Raw genomic sequence first — 19059 nt, 5'->3', positions numbered from 1 at the left:
TATCAGTTTCCGGCCGGGTTCCAGGCACCGGACTCGACACCCTGTACCAGGTTGTTGACGGCTTCGCGGATGGCCAGGTCCAGCACCTTGCCGTTCAGCGTTGCGTCATAACCGGCGGTGCCGCCAAAGCCCACTACTTCGCGATTGGACAGGCTGTACTCGCCGGCTCCCTGAGTGGAGAAAATGACTTCGGAGGTGCCAACATCCACTACGTTCAAGGCCACCTTGGCGTAGGCAATCTGCGACTTACCGCGCCCGAGGATGCCGAATAGCTGGTGATCGCCGGTGACCTTGCGGCCAAACTCGGTGACGTCACCGGTAATCACGTAGCTGGCGCCCTTGATGTTCTGGGTGGCGCCGCTATAGCCAGCCTCGGTAGCCAACTGAGCCATGTTGGTTCGTTCCAGAACATTGAAGCGGTTGGTCTGCTGCAGGTGGGTCACCAGGGTGGTTTTGGCCTGATTGCCGAGGCGATCTACACCGTCCGAGAAAATGCCGCGCTGATAGCTGGAGCGATTGTCGAACTGGCCAACGGCGATGGGCGCGCGTACACCCTGATAGCTGGTGCCGTAGCTGGTGACGCGGGGCGCTTCGATGGTGCGAGAGGACTCGGTAGCACAGCCTGAAATGAGCACGACGCCGGCAAGCGCCACAGACAGGGTAAGGGGTCGAAGCACTGTAACGATTCCTTTCGATAGGTGGGGGTGGCGCTATGCTATCTTCAGCTTGCCTTGGGCGCAAACATGATGATCGCCATGCCGAGCAGGGCAATGGCTGACCCCAGCAGATCCCACTGGGTTGGGCGAATGCCGTCAACCCACCACAGTCAGCCGATGGCCACGGCGATGTACACCCCACCGTAGGCGGCGTAGACGCGCCCGGCAGCCGTGGGGTGCAGACTCAGCAGCCAGGCGAAGGCGGCGAGGCTGAGCGCGGCGGGAATCAGCAGCCAGGCTGACTTGCCTTCGCGCAGCCACAGATAGGGCAGGTAGCAGCCGACAATCTCTGCCAGCGCGGTCAGGATGAACAGGCCGAGGGTTTTCAGTTCAGGCATCAGTTGTGGTCCTTGAGCCAGTTGAGCATCCCATGGGCGGCATGACGCCCGCTGGCAAAGCAGGCCGTCAGCAGGTAACCGCCGGTGGGGGCTTCCCAGTCGAGCATCTCGCCGGCACAGAAGGTGCCGGGCAGAGCGTTTAGCATCAACTGGTCGTCCAGCGCACTACGGCATACGCCGCCTGCGCTACTGATGGCTTCGTCCAGTGGGCGGGTGCCGGTCAGGGTAATGGGCAGTGCCTTGATGCCGGCGGTCAGGGCATGGGTGTCCGCGATAGCGTCCTTGCTCAGGCATTCGTGCAGTAGTGCCACTTTAACGCCGTCCAGCCCCGCCTTTTTGCGCAGCAGATTGCTGAGGCTTTGGCCCTTGCGCGGTTGGCTGAGGGCCTGTTGCAGTTGCGCTTGCGTGTGATCCGGGGCCAGATCGAGTGTCAGTTGTGCGCGAGTGCCTGCTTCCAGCTGTTCGCGCAGGGCGGCGGACAGGGCGTAGATCAGACTGCCTTCCAGGCCGTCGTGGGTCAGTATTGCTTCGCCACGACGGCTGATGAGCTCGCCATCCGGGCTCCGGGTGGTCGCGATGATCTGCTTGAGTGGCTGACCGGCGAAGCGCTCACTGAGAAAGGCGGACCAGGGGCTGATGAAGCCGCAATTGCTGGGACGCAGGCTACGCAGGGTAACGCCTTGCTCGGCAAGCAAAGGCGCCCAACTGCCGTCGGAGCCCAGTCGTGCCCAGCTGCCGCCGCCCATAGCCAGCAGGGTTGCCGCTGGCGCTACGCTTACCTCGCCCTGCGGGCTGGAAAAACGCAGCTGCTGATGCTCGCCCCAGCCCAGCCAGCGATGACGTGTGTGCAGCGTCACGCCCTGTTCGCGCAGGCGCCTGAGCCAGGCTCGCAGTAGCGGCGCGGCTTTCATATCGGTCGGGAAGACGCGCCCTGAGCTGCCGACAAAGGTGTCGATACCCAGATCATGAATCCAGTCGCGCAGCGCCTGCGCGTCGAACTCGGCAAGCCAGCGACCCACCCAGGGCGCGGCTTCGCGGTAGCGCGACAGAAACGGCGCCGCAGCCTCGGAGTGGGTGATGTTCATGCCGCCGACGCCGGCCAGCAGGAATTTGCGGCCAACGGAGGGCATGGCGTCATACAGGTCAACGGCATGGCCTGCTGCGGAGAGGATGTCGGCGGCCATGAGTCCGGCCGGCCCGCCGCCAATAATGGCAATGGGTTGGGCAGGATGTGCTGGGGCGACGGTCATCGGCTGTTCCTGTACGTTGGGGCGCGCAGTTTAGCCCAAACCGCGCTGCTGCCAAATGGCCGCTGCGCTGTGATGCAGGATGCCGTGGCGGCGCGCCAGGGCGTCGCGGTCCCGGTCGTAGCCGCCGCCAATCACAGCGCACACCGGAATGTCCTGTGCCAGACAACGGTCGATCACCAGGTGATCGCGCGCCGCGATGCCGGCGTCGGTCAAATGCAGGTAGCCGAGAGCGTCCTGCTGGTGGACGTCGACCCCGGCGTCGTACAGCACCAGGTCAGGCTGGTAGAGGGGCAGTAGATAGTTGAGCACCTGCTCCAAGGTGTGCAGGTAGCCAGCGTCATCCAGGCCGCGCGGCAGAGGAATGTCCCAGTCGCTCTGCGCCTTGCGCGCTGGAAAGTTGTTTTCGCAGTGCAGCGACACGGTCACGGCGGCGTCGATGTTCTGAAGGATGCTGGCGGTGCCGTCGCCCTGATGGACATCGCAATCAATGATCAGGATCGACTGGACGGTATCGCTGGCCAGCAGTGACAGGCTGATAATCGCTAGGTCATTGAAGATGCAGAAGCCGGAGGCAAAGTCGCGATGGGCGTGGTGGGTGCCGCCAGCCAAGTGGCAGGCCAGGCCGTGTTGTAGCGCCAGCTCGGCGGTCAGCAGGGAGCCGCCGACCGCGCGCGTGGTGCGTTTCACCAGTGCTTCGCTCCAGGGCAGACCCATGCGTCTTAGCGCGCTGGCGTCCAGTTCATTGTCGTGAAAGCGCGCAACGTATTCCGGGTCGTGGGCCAGGGACAGTAACTCACGGCTGCAGCGCTCGGGGCGGTATAGGTTGTCCGCGTGCAGCAGCTCGCTGGCTCGCAGGTGATCGTGCAAGCGCACGAACTTGTCCATCGGAAAACGGTGTGGAGCGGGAAAGGGGAAGCTGTAATCCTGATGGTAGATCAGCGGAAGATCCATGGGTTCTCCAGCGGAGGTCTGGCTGTGCGAGTATGCGCAGGGCGCCTGAGGCAGGCAAGTCTCGGCGCCGGTGCATTGTGCTAATGCGAGACAATCCGGGTTAAACTGACGGCCATTCGAGCGACGAGCACGTCGCCACTACTGTCAAGAAGTACCCGCCGTGAGTGGCTGGGAATCACGTGAGGACGCACTATGAGCGAACTGCTGGATGATCTGGTAGACCTGCTGGCGCTGGAGAAGATCGAGGAAAACCTGTTTCGTGGCCGCAGCCAGGACCTGGGTTTCAAGCAATTGTTTGGTGGGCAGGTGCTTGGGCAGTCGTTGTCAGCGGCCAGCCAGACAGTCGATCCTGAGCGCCATGTACATTCGGTGCACGGTTACTTTCTGCGCCCGGGCAATGCCGATCTGCCGATTGTCTATCAAGTAGATCCGCTGCGTGATGGCGGCAGCTTCACTACTCGCCGCGTGCAGGCGATCCAGAAGGGCAAGCCGATCTTCACTATGATCAGTTCCTTTCAGGGCGATGAGGCGGGTTATGAACACCAGGCAGTGATGCCTGATGTGCCAGGCCCAGAGGACCTGCCCAACGAAACCGAGTGGACTCGCCGCTATCAGCACCTCATTCATGAAAAGGTGCGCGATAAGGCGCTGGGTGGCAAACCGATCGAGATTCGTCCGGTCGGTGAGTTCAACCCCTTTGAGCCGAAGGTCGGTGAGCCGGTGCGCTACATGTGGTATCGCGCCGACGGTGCCCTGCCGGATGATCCGCAGGTACACCGCTATCTGCTGGCTTACGCCTCGGACTTTCACCTGCTGGGCACGGCCATGCAGCCGCACGGTATTTCCAGCTGGTCAACCGCCATGCAGGTGGCGAGCCTGGATCACTCGCTCTGGTATCACCGCCCGCTGCGGATGGACGACTGGTTGCTGTATGCCATGGACAGCCCGTCGGCCAGCGGCTCGCGTGGCCTGTCACGTGGTCAGCTGTTCAACCGGGCCGGTGAACTGGTGGCCTCCGTGGCCCAGGAGTCGCTGATGCGCAAGGTTGAGCGCTGAGATGCACCAGTTGCGTGGCTGGGTGTTTGATCTGGACGGCACGCTGACGCTGGCTCAGCACGACTTTCCGGCGATTCGTCGGGAGCTTGGCGTGCCGGCTGACGCGGATATCCTGACTTACATGGCGACCCTGCCAGCCGCCGACTACACCGCGATGAAAGCCCAGCTTGATGCCATCGAGCTGCGTCTGGCGGCTGAAGTGGAACCGGCGCCGGGTGCTGTGGAGCTGGTGCGCCAACTGCGTGAGCAGGGGTGGCGGCTGGGTATCTTGACCCGCAACCTGCAGGTGGTCGCACGCTCGACGCTCAGTTGCCTCGGGATTCTCGACTGTTTTGCCGCCGAAGATGTGCTCGGGCGGGAGGACGCTGCGCCCAAACCTTCACCCGATGGCATTCACCAATTGCTGGATCGCTGGCAGCTGTCACCGGACGAGGCCGTCATGGTGGGGGATTTTCGCTTTGATCTTGAGGCGGGCAGGGCGGCCGGCAGTCGTACCTGCCTGATCCTGCCGGACAATCCCTGGCCTGAGCTGACCGACTGGCATCTGCCGAGCTGTAACGCCTTGCTGGCGCGGCTTTGACCGCGCCTTACCTCAACTGGCGGCCTGAAAGCGCAGGCGCATGGACAGATCTACTGCCTTGATGTCCTTGGTCAGGCTGCCGATCGAGATATAGTCCACACCGGTTTCGGCGACACTGCGCAGGGTCGCCTCGGTGATACCGCCAGAGGCTTCCAGCTTGGCGCGCCCGGCGTTGAGTGTGACCGCCGTGCGCATGTCGGCATCGCTCAGCTCGTCGAGCATGACGATGTCGGCGCCAGCGTCCAGCGCCTGTTTCAGCTCATCCAGACTTTCCACTTCTACCTCGACCGGCTTGCCCGGAGCGATCTCATGGGCTCGGCTGACGGCCTGGGCGATGCCGCCACAGGCGGCAATGTGGTTTTCCTTGATCAGGAAGGCGTCATACAGGCCGATACGGTGGTTGTGGCAGCCGCCGCAGGTGACGGCGTACTTCTGTGCCAGGCGCAGGCCGGGCAGCGTCTTGCGGGTATCCAGCAGCATGACGCGGGTGCCGGCAACCATGTCCGCGAAGTGGCGGCTGCGGGTGGCCGTGGCTGACAGCAGCTGGATGAAGTTGAGCATCGAGCGCTCCGCGGTCAGCAGGCCGCGAGCGGGGCCGCTGAAGCGGCAGAGAGTCTGGTCTGCGAGCAGGTTGTCGCCATCATTGACCAGCCACTCGATGGCGATTTGCGGGTCGACCTGACGAGCGACTTCGTCTGCCCAGGCCTTGCCACAGAACACTGCAGGCTCGCGGGTGATGATGCGGCCATCGGCCTGACGGTCGGCAGGAATCAGGCTGGCAGTGATGTCGCCATCGCCCACGTCTTCGGCCAAGGCACGGCGGACGTCATCAACGATGGTGGTCTGCAGGCTGTCGAGAGTGAGGTTGGGCATGCTGGCTCCGGCGTCTGATCGCAAGTGCCGGCGAGTATACCCGATCGCAACAAAAATGCCCGCCTGGCGGCGGGCATCTGTGCGTTACCTGAGCGGGTTACTTGTTCATGTAGTTTGCCGGGTCGGCAAAATAGTCCTTGGTCAGTTTGAAGACCACGGGGCTGAGCAGCAACAGTGCAATCAGGTTGGGAATGGCCATCATGGCGTTCAGCGTATCAGCCACCAGCCACAGGCTGTTCAGATCGATACCCGGCAGAGTGCCCAGCGGAATCGCAATGATCCACAGCAGGCGGAACGGCAGGTTGGAGCGCTCACCAAAGAGGAACTGGGTGCACTTCTCGGAGTAGAAACTCCAGCCGATGATGGTGGTGAAGGCGAACACAGCCAGGCCGATGCTGACAATGTACTGGCCCCAGGAACCCGGCAGGCCCTGACTGAAGGCCAGCGCCGACAGCGGAGCGCCGTTCTCGCCACTGGTCCACGCACCGGTCACCATGATCACCAGGCCGGTAATCGAGCAGATGATGATGGTATCAATGAAGGTACCGAGCATCGCGATGGTGCCCTGGCGGATCGGGTTGTTGGTCTGTGCGGCAGCGTGGGCGATAGGTGCGCTACCCAGGCCGGCCTCGTTGGAGAAGACGCCGCGGGCGATACCGAAGCGCATCGCCATCCAGACGGTTGCACCGGCAAAACCACCGGCCGCTGCGCTCGGGTTGAAGGCGTAGTAGAAAATCTGGCTGAAGGCTTCCGGGATCTTGTCGGCATGCAGGATCAGGATGATCAGGCCGCCGCCAACGTAGAAGATCGCCATAATCGGTACCAGCTTGCCCGCCACTTCACCGATACGCTTGATGCCGCCCAGCAGTACCAGTGCCACCAATACAGCGATGATGATGCCGGTCGCCAGTTTGGGGATGTTGAACGAGCTGCTCAGGGCGTCAGCAACCGAGTTGGACTGGATGGTGTTGCCGATGCCGAAGCCGGCGAGCATGCCAAAAATGGCAAAGAGCATACCAAGCCATTTCCATTTCTCGCCCAAGCCGTTCTTGATGTAATACATCGGGCCGCCAACGTGGTTGCCACGGGCATCCTTCTCGCGATAGCGCACGGCCAGAACGGCCTCGCAGAACTTGGTTGCCATGCCCACCAGGGCGATAACCCACATCCAGAACAGTGCGCCCGGGCCACCCAGAAAGACCGCGGTAGCGACGCCCGCGATGTTACCGGTGCCGACGGTGGCGGAGAGGGCGGTCATCAGGGCGTTGAACGGGCTGATGTCACCCTCATCACTGCTTTTGCGGCCGCGCCAGAGCATGCTGAAGCCGTAGAACAGCTTGCGTTGCGGTGTCAGCTTGAGACCTAGCGTCAGATACAGGCCGGTGCCGGCCAGTAGCGCCAGCATGGCTGGCCCCCAGACAATCCCGTTGATATCCCCGATAAGGGCAATGATTGCTTCCATTGAACGTCGCTCCTGGTGTTGTTCTAGTGCGCGCTTGTGGCGCGCTCGTTGTCGTTGTCAGTCCGGTGTAGACCAGGGTCGGCTAGCGCGCCATCACCTTTTCCGCAAGGCAAGCGACGCCCGTGAGGTTGTTGCCCTCAGAGCGGCGCCATGCGGGCCAATGCGGTGAGACGAGACTGCTTCCCTCAGTGAGGATATACCAGGATTGCGCCGGGCGTTACTGAATGTGTCGCTTTGATGTCGAGGCGGGGGAACTGTGATGCCGATCAAGAAATCGACAGGAGGGGAGTTCTTTGCAAGACGAACCCGGTATACTTCAAATTAGTAAAGTTTTGACGTCAAAAAATAGGCGCAGGGAGTAAGGCTGTCAGGGCAGACATTTCGCATTGACGTATAGTTGATACGACAAGGTGCCCTTGTCTGGAGAGTAAACATGTCCCAGGACCCCAAGGTGGTTTCCATCAAGCCCAATCTGGCGGCGCGTGCGTCGGCAGGTGCCTCCTTGTTGCCGACGCCGCTACTGACGGTCCGGGATCAAACCACCGGCTATTTGCAGCAAGGCCTTGGTGATGTTTTCGACAAGGCGGACGACGCGCTGTTTGAGATGGCCGACAAGGCCGCAAGCAATGCCGAGCAGACCCTGTTCTTTGAAGCCATGCGCAGCGTTCGCCTGCAGCGCGCCAACCTGATTCGAAAAACCTGCGACGGCGTGGTGTTGGCTGCCGAGCAGCTGGCCAGTGATGCGCCCGCTCCCGTGCAGACGGTGTCCTTTGAACTGGATTCGCTGTCGCTGGTGCAGCCAGACGAGCTGGAGCAGTCGGTTGCCGTCGATGGCATGATTAGCCGTGTGGTTGCGCGTAATCAGACAGGCTTGAGCCACCTTGCGCTGAGGGTCAACAGTCTGGCCAGGAAGCGTGTAGATGAGCGTAATTGCCCCTTTGCTCCTGCCCCGCTGATCGAGCACTTTGCCGACGCCTTGCAGGCGCTGGATATCAATATCAAGGTGCGGCTGATCATCCTGAAGCTGTTTGAGCGTTGCGTGCTCAACGGTATCGACAGTCTCTATGAATCCCTTAATGATGCGTTGGTTAACGCCGGTGTCATGCCTGATCTGCGGCTGGCGCCGGTGGCGCAAACCCGTCGCCCGGTGGCCCCGCGTGGCACTGGCGAGGGGCGCGTCGATGCGCCAGCCCCTGGCGCTGCGCGTGTCGGCTATGGTAGCGAGGAGCAGCAGGAAGTGCTGGGGCTGTTCAGCGAGCTGATTGGCAAGTGGCGCATGACCAGCGGCGATATGGCGCTGTCCGGATTGTCTGGCGCCTCTGCGGTGCCGATGCAGAGCAATGAGCTGCTGCAGGTCTTGTCGAGCGTGTCGCCAGAGCACCTTACCCGCGATGCCGGAAGTGCTGGTCTGCGCCAGCAGATCCAGGCGCTGCTGCAAGAGCAGCGCAAGAGCCACGGCGGTGGCAAAACCGTGGCGCGAGTGGATGATGACGTCATCAGCCTGGTCTCCATGCTGTTTGACTTCATTCTGGAGGATCGTGAGCTGCCGTCGGCGGTGAAAGTGCTGATTACCCGTTTGCAGCTGCCCGTGCTGCGGGTGGCCATTGTCGACAAGAGTTTTTTCAGCCGTGCCTCGCACCCGGCGCGCCGCCTGCTAAACGAGTTATCGCGGGCCACCATGGGGTGGAATGAGCACGACGACTTGCGGCGTGATCAGTTGCATGCGCTGCTGGAAGATATCGTCGAGCAGCTGTTGGCTGAGGCTGAGCCCGACGCGGCGTTGTTCGACAGCCTCAACCAGCGTTTGGCCGAGTTTCTGCGTACCGAACAGCGCCGTGCCGAGCGTATTGAGCAGCGCACTCGGGATGCTGAAGAAGGGCGTGCGCGTATTCAGGCGGCACGCAGCGAGGTGGCGCGCGAGATCAACGGGTTGCTGGTTGGGCGTACGCTGCCGGTTACGCTGGTGGACCTGCTGCGCGATACCTGGAGTCAGGTTATGCAGATGGTCTTCCTGCGCGAGGGCGGGGAGTCCATGGCCTGGCAGCAGGCGCGGGATACTGCCATGGCCTTGGTGGTCAGTGTCGAGCCGGTAGATGAGGCGGGTCGTGAGCTGCGCATTGAACACAACCGCCAAACGGAGGCGGCCTTGCGCGGCGGACTGGAGCTGCTGGGCCTGGATGCCGCTGCCATTGTCGCTCAGTTGCAGGCAGTGGCGCAGTCGCAACGCGCCGCGCTGGCACTAGCGGAAAAGCCCCAGCGGCCCCCAGAGAATGCAGCTCCGGATGCCGAGGCTGCGATGCGGGCGCCGGTCGTCGAGCTATCAGCGACTGATGCTGAGGAGCGGGAGCCGGCGCCGCAACCGGAGCAAGAGCCGGTTGTCGTTGCAGCGGTGCACATCGAGCAGCCCGTGCTGGCGCAGGAAGAGCTCGAGACGCCGGTTGAAACAGTGGATGACCTGCCGAGTGTCGGCGCGCAACGCTGGATCGAAAGTCTTGGTACCGGTTGCTGGTTCCAGTTGCAGCCGGTTGATGGCAAGGCCAGCCAGCGTTGTAAGCTGGCGGCAATCATCAGCTTCAGTGGCAAGTACATCTTTGTGAACCGCAATGGTTTGAAAGTGGCCGAGTTCGGTCGACAGGAGCTGGCACGTTGTTTTGACGAGGGACGCATCAGCCTGCTCGATGAAAACCAGTTGTTTGATCGGGCGCTGGAGTCGGTTATCGGCAATCTGCGGCAGCTGCAGGCAAAATCCTGACCCCCTGATGCAGGCCGCTTCACGGCCTGTTAGCATGTGCCCTGGGTAGCAGCGGAGAAGGGCGGCATGCGAGTGCAGGACGGTTGGCTTGAAGGCGTGGTGCGTTGTCCCTCTGCGCATTGCAATGCGCGTCCGGACGGCGAAGTGTCGCTACTCGTTATCCACAACATCAGTCTGCCGCCCGGGCAGTTTGGTGGTGGGTACGTCCAGTCTTTCTTCCGCGGCCAGCTGGATCCTGCCGCACATCCCTATTTCGCCGAGATCGCTGCGCTGCGCGTATCGGCGCACTTCCTGATCGAGCGCAGTGGCGCTATTACCCAGTTTGTATCCTGCGACGAACGAGCCTGGCACGCGGGCGCGTCTCGTCATGGCGGCCGTGAAAACTGTAACGATTTTTCCATCGGTATCGAGCTCGAAGGCACGGATGAGCTGCCTTACACTGAGCATCAGTATGGCGCGCTGCTGGCCCTGACCCAGGCGCTGCAGCAGGGCTATCCAGCGATTACCAACAGCCGTATCACCGGCCACGAGTTTATCGCTCCGGGCCGCAAGACCGATCCGGGTGCCGCTTTCAAGTGGCATCGTTACCTGGCTGCGCTGACAACCCCGAAAGGAACCTGAATGCACTTTCTTGCCCTGCTACTGGTTTGCCTGTTGATGTGGTGCACGCCGCTTCGCCGTGCCTTGCCACTGGATATCCCGCAGTTGTGGGTGGCCTTCGCTGAGCGCCGAATCGCGCATCGACCGCTGGTCGGTCTGGCGCTGCTGTTGGTGCCGCTGTTGCCGGTGGCGTTGCTGCAGGCTTGGCTGGTGACGCAAGGCTGGGGTTTTCTCACGCTGCTGTTCTATGTTCTGGTGTTGCTTGCCTGTATGGGTAGAAGCGACCCGCTGGGCCGCATGACGGAAAGGTTTGAGGCTGCGCTGGCGCGGGGCGATGTTGAGGCGGCGGCGCTGGTGGCCGAGCATGAGCAGGGCGTGCTTGGGGGGGATTCGGCTGATGTGCTGGCGGCAATGCGTGCCGTACTGGTGCGCGAGATACTTCACGGTTATGTCGTGACTGTGTTCTGGTTTGTTTTGCTTGGCCCGGTGGGAGCGCTGGGCTATCGTCTGCTGCGCTTGCGCCTGGCGCAGGATGCACCAGCTGGCGAGCCGGTTACCGCACTGGCGCACGCCCTTGAGTGGCTGCCAGCGCGTCTGCTGGCAGCCAGCTTTGCGCTGGTTGGCCACTTTGATCACGTCCGCCAGGTGCTGGCAGATGCGCTGCTCAGCTGGGATGTCAGTGCCGATGACCTGGTTGCCCGTACCGCAGAGGCGGCGTTGACAGGGGGGGAGGGGCGCTTGGCCGATGAGGCGGACAGTGGTGCGCTGGCCGATACCCGCACCTTGCTCAAGCGTGCGTTGCTCGCGTGGGCGGTGGTGCTTGCCCTGCTGGCGGTATTGGGCTGATAACTCAGGTGCAGTAAAGTTGTTGTTATTGAGGCCGATAGCGTCAACATGAGACAGTAAACGACGGGGCGCAGGGCATGCATGCTCCCGTCGGCGGATAACACTAGAACAATCAGCGCCAGGTCAGCTGGCGTATAGCCCAAACCGCAGGGCAGTACACTTAGGAGAACACTCGGGTGAATAGTCTTCTGGCGCCTGCCATCGCGTTGATGAATCGACTCAGCTACGGCATGAAGTTCTGCTTGATCAGCGTCCTGTTTTTTGTCCCCCTTGGTATTGTCAGCACCTTGCTGGTGCAGGAGTCCTATGAGCGTGTCGAGGTGACTCGTCATGCGCTGGATAGCCTGGAGGTTGTGCAGGGCGTGTCAAAAGCCATGCGCAGTGCCGAGCTGGTGCGCGATCTGGATGTCGTCAACCTGCGCATTGGGCAGGGTGGCGAGTCATCCGGTATCGAAGAGCGCCTGACCGAGCTGCGCGGTGATTTGCTGCAGCAACTGCGTGACCTGCCGCTGGATGCCGACGATCCGGCAGCCGCCGATGTGCTGCAGATGCGCGATCAGTTGATTGCCAGCTATGAAGAGATTGCCCGGGAGTCGATTATTTCGCGCAGCGGAATGTCCGCCCAGGCGCTGGACAGTCTGGGCAGCCTGCTCAATCTCACAGCGGCCTACGCCGGCCTGCCGCAAGACTTCGACCGTAACGTACGTCAGCTGACCGAGCTGCTTATCGCCACGACACCTCAGGTCACCTCGACCCTGGGGCAGGGGCGTGCAACCGGCGCCTACTCCATGGGGCTGGGTTTTCTCAACTCTGACGCCAGCCGGGAGATGGATGAGCTGGTGACGCTTCTGCAGAAGTTGGGTACCGATTATCAGCAGGCACTGGATCAATCCGTGGGGGCAACCGGTAATGCCGCACTGCAGGCTGCGGCAGCGCGCAGCCGCGAAAGCATTGATAACGCCTCGCTGATCTTTGAGGAAGACATCATTATCGCTGCTTCGCTGGACAGCACCTGGAGCGCGTTCTTTGATCGGATCACCAGCGAAGTCGATGCTACCTACACGCTGAAAACGGCGATTTTTGATTATCTTGGCGCACAGCTGGACCAGCGCCTGGCGCAGAACGAGCGGGCGATGATGGTGCTGATCGTTGCGCTGTTGGGTGTGGGGCTTGCCATTATCTATCTGTATGCCGGCTTCTACATGGCGACCCGTCGCACCCTCAAGCGGTTGTCGCAGCAGATGGGGCAGGTCGCCCGTGGCGACATGACCGTGCAGGTAGAGGTGGACAGCCGCGACGAGCTGGGTGCGCTTGCCAGTGATTTCAACAATACCGTTCAGCGTGTACGCGAGCTGATTCAGCAGGTCAGCGCCACCTCCGGGCAGGTGCAGGGGCAATCGCGCGAGGTCGAGCAGATTTCCGCCGAGAGCAGCCAGTCGGTGGCAGCGCAACGCAGCCAGATCGAGCAGGTGGCAACCGCCATGAACGAAATGGCCGCCACGTCTCAGGAAGTGGCGCGCAGTGCCGCGCTGGCGGTGAACAACGCCGAACAGGTCAATACCGAGACGCTCAATGGGCGTCGTCTGGTCGAGTCCTCTGTGGATGGTATCGAGAAACTGGCGGGTGAGATTGCGAACTCGGTACGGGTGATCAATCAGCTGGCCGAGGACAGTGCATCGATTAGCCGGGTGCTGGACGTGATCAAGGGTGTTGCCGAGCAAACCAACCTGCTGGCGCTCAATGCGGCCATTGAGGCGGCCCGGGCCGGCGAGCAGGGCCGTGGCTTTGCCGTCGTCGCCGATGAGGTACGCACCCTGGCCCGTCGCACACAGCAGTCAACCGAAGAAATCGAGCAGATGATTGTGCGCCTGCAAGACGGCGTAGGCGCCGCAGTGCGAGCCATGGACAGCAGTCACGGCATGACGGCCTCCACGGTGGATGCGTCGCTGCGTGTGCAGCAGGGGCTCGACAGTATTCTCAAGGCGGTGACCCAGATTGTTGATCAGAGCCAGCAGATTGCTGCGGCGGCCGAGCAGCAGACGGTGGTCAGCCACGATATCGATCAGAATATCGTGCAGATCAACGAAGCAGGCGAGCGCACCGCAGAGGGCGCGCGCCGGGCGGAGGACGCCAGTGGCCGCATGGGTCAGCTGGTACAGTCGCTGCAGGGTATCATCAACGCTTTCAAGGTCTAGGCTGGCGTCGCACGCCGGCAAGCGGCGCCGTGCTCAGGCCTCTGGCTTGGGCTTAGGCGCCCAGAGTACTTCTTCGGTCGCCTGCAGTCGCGCGATGCTGCGAGCGACCACAAACAGCAGGTCAGACAGGCGGTTGAGATAAATTGCCGACTGATTGTTGACCTCCTCCTGCACCGCCAATCCCAGATAGTGACGTTCCGCACGGCGGCATACGCTGCGCACCAGGTGCGCCTGCGCAATCAGCGGCGAGCCGCCCGGCAGGATGAAATTTTCCAGCGGTGGCAGCGATGCGTTGTAGTGATCAATCAGCGCTTCCAGTGCCGTGACATCGCTGGCGTCAATGATGTCATGGCCGGGCACGGCCAGTTCGCCACCCAGGTCGAACAGGCGGTGCTGCAGCGGCACCAGGTGGGTTTTCAACGCGCTCAGTTCGGGCGCTTCCAACTGACTTAGCAGCAGGCCAAGCTGACAATTGAGTTCGTCGACATCGCCCATCGCCTCGACGCGCGGATGGTCTTTGCTGATGCGCTCGCCGTTGGCCAGGCCGGTTTCGCCGCCGTCGCCGGTGCGCGTATAGAGTTTGCTGAGGCGATAGCCCATGAAATGCTCTCCGGTTGAGTGGGAATGCCGAGTCTAACCCGCCAGCGCTCAGTCGGTGGGTAGCTGATGCCGTCGCAGACAGTCTTTAGCTGCGTCGAGCAAACGTTCCAGTGCGGGTGCTTGCAGATCGTTCTGACGCGCCTGGCGACAGGCGTAGCCAAGGATGTAGTCGATTTCGGTACGCCGGCCTGCGTGCAGATCCTGACGCATGGAAGAGCTGTTGGCTGCGGTGCTGCGAATGACGTCGTGCACCAAGGGGGCAAGTTCTTCTGTTACGCCTTGCGCACGCAGCAGCTCCTGCAGTTCGGTCAGGCAGGTGTCCAGCCAGGGGCCGGCCCGTGTTGGTACCTCGCCGTTGTGGCAGTTGTAGATCAGGGTAAAGGGGTTGATGGCGCAGTTGATTGCCAGCTTGCGCCACAGCGTTGGCATGATCGGGGTCTGCCAGCGCCAGTCGAACAGGGCGGGCGGGAGACGGTTGAACCATTCCGGGCACGGCGCGCCGCTGTCGAGCGGACCAACCACGGTGCTGCCCCGTCCAGCCCAGGTCAACTCGCCCGGCGCCGGTTGCCAGGCGCCGTCGGTCACGCTGGCGGCGAACACCTGCTGCGCCCGGCAGGCCTGAGCGACGGCCTGCTGGGAGCCAAGGCCGTTTTGCAGCATCAGGATGTCGCCGGCCGGGCGCAGCCGATGCCGTAGCTGCCTGACTGCCTCAAGCGCGGCGTGTGCCTTGGTGGCGACGATCAGGTGGCGGATCATCCGCGTGGTATCGGGCGTTTCAAAATTCAGCGTCAGCGCGTGGTTGCCGTTGCCGTCGTTGAACAGCAGGCGGTTGTTGCGCTGCTGCCAGGCTTCCAGTTGCTGGGCGTTGCGCACGATCACCCGGCAGGCGATACCGGCTTGCTGCAGGCGCGCGGCCCAGAGCAGGCCGAGGCTGCCTGCACCAAGTATGTAGAGCATGGGCTCAGGACAGCCGGGTTTCGGTAATCAGATTGGTTTCGTAAGCTTCGGTCAGTTTGGCCTCGACCTGCTCAAGCATCTGTTGCGGATCGGGCAGTGCCTGCTTGTCGGTCAAGGTGCACAGCACCATGCCGGCGCGAATGGACAGATACCCTTCGCTGGTCTTGAAGGCCTTGAGGTTCAGGCCATCGTGCAGCCGGCGGAAGCTGGCCGGCTTCAGGTCGGCTGCTTCTTCAGCCAGGGTAACGATGGCAAAGGCATTGCTGTCGACCCGCGCGATGACGTCGGTCGGACGCACGAGTTGCTGCAGGCGGCGTGCGGTGCCGCGGAGCACTTCCTGGCGTACGGTATCGCCAAAGCGCTCGCTCAGGTTGGGCAGGTTTTGTACGCCCATGACCACCAGGCAGCAGGCGCCGCCGCGCGACTCGACGCTGCGCAGGGCGTCGCTCAGGCGCTGCAGCAGATAGCGACGGTTGCCAATGGCGGTCAGGCGATCAACCAGATTGTGCTCTTCCAGCTGGGCATTGTTGGTAGCCAGCAGCCGGTTTTCATCCAGCAGGCGGTTGATCAGCTGAGAGGTGCGGTCGGCAGCGTAAATGCGGGGTAGCAATTGCTCGTTCATCGACGACTTGCTGATGAAGTCGTCGACGCCGCGATCAAAGGCCTCGCTGAGCACGTTGTCACCTTCGCGGGCGGTCAGCAGTACCACGTAGGTGTAATGGTCGGTTTGCTCGTCCAGTTGACGGATGCGGGTGGTCAGCTCCAGGCCGTCCATCTCGGGCATCAGCCAATCGGCGACCATGACGCTGGCGGGACGCTCTTCATGCATGCTCAAGGCATCCATGGCCGAGCTGGCGAAGCGAATGTCGTTATAGCCGGCCTGGCTCAGTGTGTGGCCGATGACCGCGCTACTGAACTTGGTGTCATCCACCACCAGAATACTGAGTTGGGGATTCGGCATGAGGTGCTCCCTGCTGGACGTTGACCAATCTCGTTATAATGCCACGAGGGTATACTGTTGTTTTGCAATCAACATCATATATTTGCGATTTAGGGGTAGATGCATGCCGTCCTTTGACGTGGTGTCCGAACTGGACAAACATGAAGTGACCAACGCGGTGGATAATGCCAAGAAGGAACTGGAGCGGCGCTACGATCTGCGCGGTAAGGGCAGCTTCGAGTTTAACGACAAGCAGCAGCAGATCACCCTGATTGGTGATGCCGACTTTCAGCTGGATCAGATGATGCAGATTCTCGAGCTGAGTCTGACCAAACGCAACATTGATATCCGCTGCCTGAAGGCCAATGAACCCTTTGCCTCAGGCAAGCAGGTCAAGCAGACTGTGGAGCTCAAGGAAGGTATTGATAAGGAACTTGCCAAGAAAATCGTTGCCTTGATCAAGGATTCCAAGCTCAAGGTGCAGGCGGCTATCCAGGGTGAGCAGGTGCGGGTAACGGGCAAGAAACGTGATGACCTGCAGGATGTGATGGCGCTGCTGCGCGCTAGCGAGCTGGAGATGCCGCTGCAGTACAACAATTTTCGCGACTGAATTTCAGTCGGACATTTTCAGAAGCAAAGGGGAACGTAATGGAGCAATTGATGGAGAAGCTGCAGGGGCTGGAGGAAGCCTGGCTGCCGCTGGTGATTGAGTATGGCAGCAAGCTGTTTCTGGCCCTGCTGACGCTTGTCATTGGCTGGTGGCTGATTGGTCGCGTGGTCAAGGCGATGGACACCGTGATGAACAAGCGCAACGTCGAGCCTACACTACACGGCTTTGTGTCCGCGCTGGTCTCGATTGCGCTGAAAGTCCTGCTGCTGATCACCGTTGCCGGCATGATCGGTATCGAAACTACCTCGTTCATCGCCATGTTGGGTGCTGCCGGTCTGGCCGTTGGTCTGGCCTTGCAGGGCAGTCTGGCGAACTTCGCCGGGGGCGCGTTGATTCTGTTTCTGCGTCCGTTCCGTGCCGGTGAGTACATCGAGGCGCAGGGCGTTGGCGGTACCGTCGACAGCATTCAGATTTTCAACACCGTCCTGAAGACGCCGGACAACAAGACCGTCATCATCCCGAACGGTAGCCTGTCCAACGGCAACATCATCAATTACTCGCGTCAGCCGACCCGTCGGGTGGATCTGAACATCGGCATCGATTACGGCGATGACGTGAAGAAGGCCCGCTCCATTCTGCTCGGTCTGGCCGCCGCCGACAGCCGCGTGCTGAAGGATCCGGAGGCCGTGGTCTGGCTGGTGTCACTGGGCGACAACTCAGTCAATCTGTCGCTGCGCATGTGGACCAAGACCGAAGACTTCTGGGGCGTATTCTGGGACATCCAGGAGCAGGCCAAGGAAGCCTTCGACGCGCAGGGGATCACCATTCCCTTCCCGCAGCGCACCGTGCACATGGTTACCGAAGCGGCAGCAGAGTAATCGTCAGCGCTGTACAGAAAACCCGGCTCGTGCCGGGTTTTCTGCGTTATGTCCTGTGCTTTTGCGGCGCTCAGTCGATGCCAGGGCGAGCAACCCGATCCGGATGTGCCAGCTTGAGCAGGGCGAAGGCCAGGATGATCGCCGGCAGACCGGTCAATGCCGTCACGCAGAAGAAGCCGACCCAGCCCAGCTGCGTGGCCAGCAGGCCGGTAAAGCCGGCGGCGAATTGTCCGGGCAGGGTCATCAGTGAGCTGAACAGCGCGTATTGGGTGGCGGTATAGGCGGTGTTGGTCAGGCTCGACAGATAGGCGATGAACACGGAGATGGCCAGGCCGCCGGTGATGTTGTCGGCAATGATGGCTAGTACCAGCCCCTGTGGCTCGGGGCCAATATAGGCCAGCCAGGCAAACACCAGGTTGGTTGCCGGTGCCATAAAGGCAGTCAGGATCAGAATCGGCGCAATGCCAAAGCGCGCGACCATAAAACCGCCCAGGGCCGCACCGCCCAGAGTCATGGCGAGGCCGAAGGCGGCGGCGATATTGGCGATCTGCTCCTTGCTGAAGCCGATATCCAGGTAAAAGGGATTGGCCATGGTGCCCATGAAAATGTCGCTGATGCGGAAGGTGGCGACAAACAGCAGAATGACAATGGCAACGCGCCCGTAGCGGCCGAAGAACTCGGTGAAGGGGGCGACAAAGGCGTTGGTTGCCCATTGCGAGAGCGCTCCGCGCCAGCCGTTGCCGGTGGTGCCGAGCTGCTGACTGAGGGCGCGCTCGGCGAGCTCTGCGTCCTGGTTGGCATGCACCTCGGGCTCGGCGATGCACAGCGTGGTGACCAGCCCCACCAGCATCAGTCCAGCCATCAGCGCATAAGCGCTGCTCCAGTCTTGCAGGGCGGCGATATGCAGGGCGCCAGCGCCCGCTGCCAGAATCGCCACGCGGTAGCCAGTCACGTAGGTGGCGGCCATCGCCGCCTGTCGGTGGCGTGCTTCGGCCTCGACCCGGTAGGCGTCAATGGCGACATCCTGGGTCGCCGAGCCAAAGGCGGCCAGCACCGCCCAGAGCGCAACCCACTCCAGGTGTTCCAGAGGGTTGCTCAGTGACATACCAAGCAGCGCGCCGGCTATCACCAGCTGCGCCAGCAGCATCCAGCTGCGGCGGCGGCCGAGCAGCCGCGTCAGCACCGGTACGGGTAGACGGTCAATCAGCGGGGCCCACAGCACCTTGATTGAGTGGGCCATGCCGACCCAGCTGAGAAAGCCGATGGAGGCCAGCTCCACGCCGATGTCGCGCAGCCAGGCGCTGAAGGTGCCGCCAACCAGCAGCAGTGGCAAGCCCGCGGAAAAGCCGAGGAACAGCATGCCGATGACGCGTGGCTTGAGGTAGACTCGCAGCCCCTCGTGGGCTGGCTGAGGGGGTTGCCGAGAAGTGTCGAGACTCATGGGTGTCCTTGTTG

The 19059-nt window shown here is 61.9% G+C and carries 17 protein-coding genes and 2 pseudogenes; 9 read left to right on the top strand and 10 right to left on the bottom strand.

Annotated elements, in window-relative coordinates; all coding sequences use genetic code 11:
• Window positions 1-2 precede the first annotated feature (2 nt).
• The 4 genes and pseudogenes from ASB58_RS10940 to ASB58_RS10925 form a co-directional block, all read right to left on the bottom strand.
• Window positions 3-686 (bottom strand): CsgG/HfaB family protein, encoded by a 684-nt coding sequence (locus ASB58_RS10940; RefSeq protein ID WP_202974631.1) that lies wholly within the window; start codon window positions 684-686, stop codon window positions 3-5.
• A gap of 35 nt (window positions 687-721) precedes the next feature.
• Window positions 722-1054 (bottom strand): annotated as a pseudogene (locus tag ASB58_RS10935) (YnfA family protein).
• Window positions 1054-2304, bottom strand: coding sequence for a TIGR03862 family flavoprotein (locus ASB58_RS10930; RefSeq protein ID WP_118130712.1), 1251 nt, complete (start codon window positions 2302-2304; stop codon window positions 1054-1056). The pseudogene ASB58_RS10935 and the gene ASB58_RS10930 overlap by 1 nt, the downstream one beginning before the upstream one ends.
• 30 nt (window positions 2305-2334) lie before the next feature.
• A complete protein-coding gene (locus ASB58_RS10925) occupies window positions 2335-3255 on the bottom strand; it encodes a histone deacetylase family protein (RefSeq protein WP_118130710.1) in 921 nt (306 codons plus the stop codon).
• 192 nt (window positions 3256-3447) lie between these two features.
• Between ASB58_RS10925 and tesB the strand changes: the two genes are divergently transcribed.
• Both tesB and ASB58_RS10915 read left to right on the top strand, forming a co-directional pair.
• Window positions 3448-4311: an acyl-CoA thioesterase II gene (tesB, locus tag ASB58_RS10920; RefSeq protein WP_118130708.1), complete on the top strand. Its 864-nt coding sequence runs from the start codon at window positions 3448-3450 to the stop codon at window positions 4309-4311.
• A gap of 1 nt (window position 4312) precedes the next feature.
• Window positions 4313-4891: an HAD family hydrolase gene (locus tag ASB58_RS10915; RefSeq protein ID WP_118130706.1), complete on the top strand. Its 579-nt coding sequence runs from the start codon at window positions 4313-4315 to the stop codon at window positions 4889-4891.
• A 12-nt stretch (window positions 4892-4903) separates the two neighbouring features.
• Here ASB58_RS10915 and nadC read toward each other — a convergent pair whose 3' ends face one another.
• Both nadC and ASB58_RS10905 read right to left on the bottom strand, forming a co-directional pair.
• A complete protein-coding gene (nadC, locus tag ASB58_RS10910; protein ID WP_118130704.1) occupies window positions 4904-5764 on the bottom strand; it encodes a carboxylating nicotinate-nucleotide diphosphorylase in 861 nt (286 codons plus the stop codon).
• 97 nt (window positions 5765-5861) lie between these two features.
• The gene (locus tag ASB58_RS10905; RefSeq protein ID WP_096002920.1) at window positions 5862-7226 is read right to left on the bottom strand and encodes an alanine/glycine:cation symporter family protein; all 1365 of its coding nucleotides are present in this window, start codon (window positions 7224-7226) and stop codon (window positions 5862-5864) included.
• A 433-nt stretch (window positions 7227-7659) separates the two neighbouring features.
• Here ASB58_RS10905 and ASB58_RS10900 point away from each other — a divergent pair, with 433 nt between their 5' ends.
• The 5 genes and pseudogenes from ASB58_RS10900 to ASB58_RS20565 all read left to right on the top strand — a co-directional run bounded on the left by ASB58_RS10900 (window position 7660) and on the right by ASB58_RS20565 (window position 13619).
• Window positions 7660-9978, top strand: a complete 2319-nt coding sequence (locus ASB58_RS10900; protein ID WP_118130702.1) for a DUF1631 domain-containing protein — start codon at window positions 7660-7662, stop codon at window positions 9976-9978.
• 66 nt (window positions 9979-10044) lie between these two features.
• On the top strand, window positions 10045-10599 hold the full coding sequence (ampD, locus tag ASB58_RS10895; protein WP_118130700.1) for a 1,6-anhydro-N-acetylmuramyl-L-alanine amidase AmpD: 555 nt from the start codon (window positions 10045-10047) through the stop codon (window positions 10597-10599).
• Entirely contained in the window at window positions 10600-11424 is an 825-nt protein-coding gene (ampE, locus tag ASB58_RS10890) for a regulatory signaling modulator protein AmpE (protein ID WP_118130698.1), read from the top strand.
• Between the two features lie 209 nt (window positions 11425-11633).
• A pseudogene (locus ASB58_RS20570) lies at window positions 11634-12764 on the top strand (HAMP domain-containing protein); the annotation flags it as partial.
• 141 nt (window positions 12765-12905) lie between these two features.
• Window positions 12906-13619: a methyl-accepting chemotaxis protein gene (locus ASB58_RS20565; RefSeq protein ID WP_425222196.1), complete on the top strand. Its 714-nt coding sequence runs from the start codon at window positions 12906-12908 to the stop codon at window positions 13617-13619.
• A gap of 33 nt (window positions 13620-13652) precedes the next feature.
• Here the strand turns inward: ASB58_RS20565 and ASB58_RS10880 are convergent, their stop codons facing one another.
• From ASB58_RS10880 to ASB58_RS10870, 3 genes are read right to left on the bottom strand one after another with little or no spacing between them, the layout of a single operon-like run.
• Entirely contained in the window at window positions 13653-14219 is a 567-nt protein-coding gene (locus tag ASB58_RS10880) for a cob(I)yrinic acid a,c-diamide adenosyltransferase (protein WP_096002915.1), read from the bottom strand.
• Window positions 14220-14267: 48 nt separating this feature from the next.
• Complete coding sequence (locus ASB58_RS10875) at window positions 14268-15176, bottom strand: 2-dehydropantoate 2-reductase (RefSeq protein WP_118130694.1); 909 nt, start codon at window positions 15174-15176, stop codon at window positions 14268-14270.
• A 4-nt stretch (window positions 15177-15180) separates the two neighbouring features.
• Window positions 15181-16137 carry a GGDEF domain-containing response regulator gene (locus tag ASB58_RS10870; protein WP_118130692.1) on the bottom strand — a complete coding sequence of 319 codons (957 nt, stop codon included), beginning with the start codon at window positions 16135-16137 and terminating at the stop codon, window positions 15181-15183.
• Window positions 16138-16240: 103 nt separating this feature from the next.
• On the opposite strand from ASB58_RS10870, the gene ASB58_RS10865 reads away from it, so the two are divergent.
• Window positions 16241-16726 carry a YajQ family cyclic di-GMP-binding protein gene (locus ASB58_RS10865; protein WP_118130690.1) on the top strand — a complete coding sequence of 162 codons (486 nt, stop codon included), beginning with the start codon at window positions 16241-16243 and terminating at the stop codon, window positions 16724-16726.
• 38 nt (window positions 16727-16764) lie between these two features.
• Window positions 16765-17604: a mechanosensitive ion channel family protein gene (locus tag ASB58_RS10860; protein ID WP_096002911.1), complete on the top strand. Its 840-nt coding sequence runs from the start codon at window positions 16765-16767 to the stop codon at window positions 17602-17604.
• Window positions 17605-17674: 70 nt separating this feature from the next.
• Here ASB58_RS10860 and ASB58_RS10855 read toward each other — a convergent pair whose 3' ends face one another.
• Window positions 17675-19045 (bottom strand): AmpG family muropeptide MFS transporter, encoded by a 1371-nt coding sequence (locus tag ASB58_RS10855; protein WP_118130688.1) that lies wholly within the window; start codon window positions 19043-19045, stop codon window positions 17675-17677.
• Between the last annotated feature and the right edge of the window lie 14 nt (window positions 19046-19059).

Source organism: Pseudomonas abyssi (assembly GCF_003444685.1).
Taxonomy (GTDB): domain Bacteria; phylum Pseudomonadota; class Gammaproteobacteria; order Pseudomonadales; family Pseudomonadaceae; genus Halopseudomonas; species Halopseudomonas abyssi.
The sequence above is the reverse complement of the archived record's forward strand: the minus strand, read 5'-3'. Positions and strand labels throughout refer to the sequence as shown.

Coding starts and splice junctions, on each gene's coding strand:
- ASB58_RS10865 (WP_118130690.1), top strand. CDS start 16,241: ATGCCGTCCTTTGACGTGGTGTCCGAACTGGACAAACATGAAGTGACC.
- ASB58_RS10860 (WP_096002911.1), top strand. CDS start 16,765: ATGGAGCAATTGATGGAGAAGCTGCAGGGGCTGGAGGAAGCCTGGCTG.
- ampE (WP_118130698.1), top strand. CDS start 10,600: ATGCACTTTCTTGCCCTGCTACTGGTTTGCCTGTTGATGTGGTGCACG.
- ASB58_RS10905 (WP_096002920.1), bottom strand. CDS start 7,226: ATGGAAGCAATCATTGCCCTTATCGGGGATATCAACGGGATTGTCTGG.
- ASB58_RS10855 (WP_118130688.1), bottom strand. CDS start 19,045: ATGAGTCTCGACACTTCTCGGCAACCCCCTCAGCCAGCCCACGAGGGG.
- nadC (WP_118130704.1), bottom strand. CDS start 5,764: ATGCCCAACCTCACTCTCGACAGCCTGCAGACCACCATCGTTGATGAC.
- ASB58_RS10915 (WP_118130706.1), top strand. CDS start 4,313: ATGCACCAGTTGCGTGGCTGGGTGTTTGATCTGGACGGCACGCTGACG.
- ASB58_RS10870 (WP_118130692.1), bottom strand. CDS start 16,137: ATGCCGAATCCCCAACTCAGTATTCTGGTGGTGGATGACACCAAGTTC.
- ASB58_RS10900 (WP_118130702.1), top strand. CDS start 7,660: ATGTCCCAGGACCCCAAGGTGGTTTCCATCAAGCCCAATCTGGCGGCG.
- ampD (WP_118130700.1), top strand. CDS start 10,045: ATGCGAGTGCAGGACGGTTGGCTTGAAGGCGTGGTGCGTTGTCCCTCT.
- ASB58_RS20565 (WP_425222196.1), top strand. CDS start 12,906: ATGAACGAAATGGCCGCCACGTCTCAGGAAGTGGCGCGCAGTGCCGCG.
- tesB (WP_118130708.1), top strand. CDS start 3,448: ATGAGCGAACTGCTGGATGATCTGGTAGACCTGCTGGCGCTGGAGAAG.
- ASB58_RS10880 (WP_096002915.1), bottom strand. CDS start 14,219: ATGGGCTATCGCCTCAGCAAACTCTATACGCGCACCGGCGACGGCGGC.
- ASB58_RS10930 (WP_118130712.1), bottom strand. CDS start 2,304: ATGACCGTCGCCCCAGCACATCCTGCCCAACCCATTGCCATTATTGGC.
- ASB58_RS10875 (WP_118130694.1), bottom strand. CDS start 15,176: ATGCTCTACATACTTGGTGCAGGCAGCCTCGGCCTGCTCTGGGCCGCG.
- ASB58_RS10925 (WP_118130710.1), bottom strand. CDS start 3,255: ATGGATCTTCCGCTGATCTACCATCAGGATTACAGCTTCCCCTTTCCC.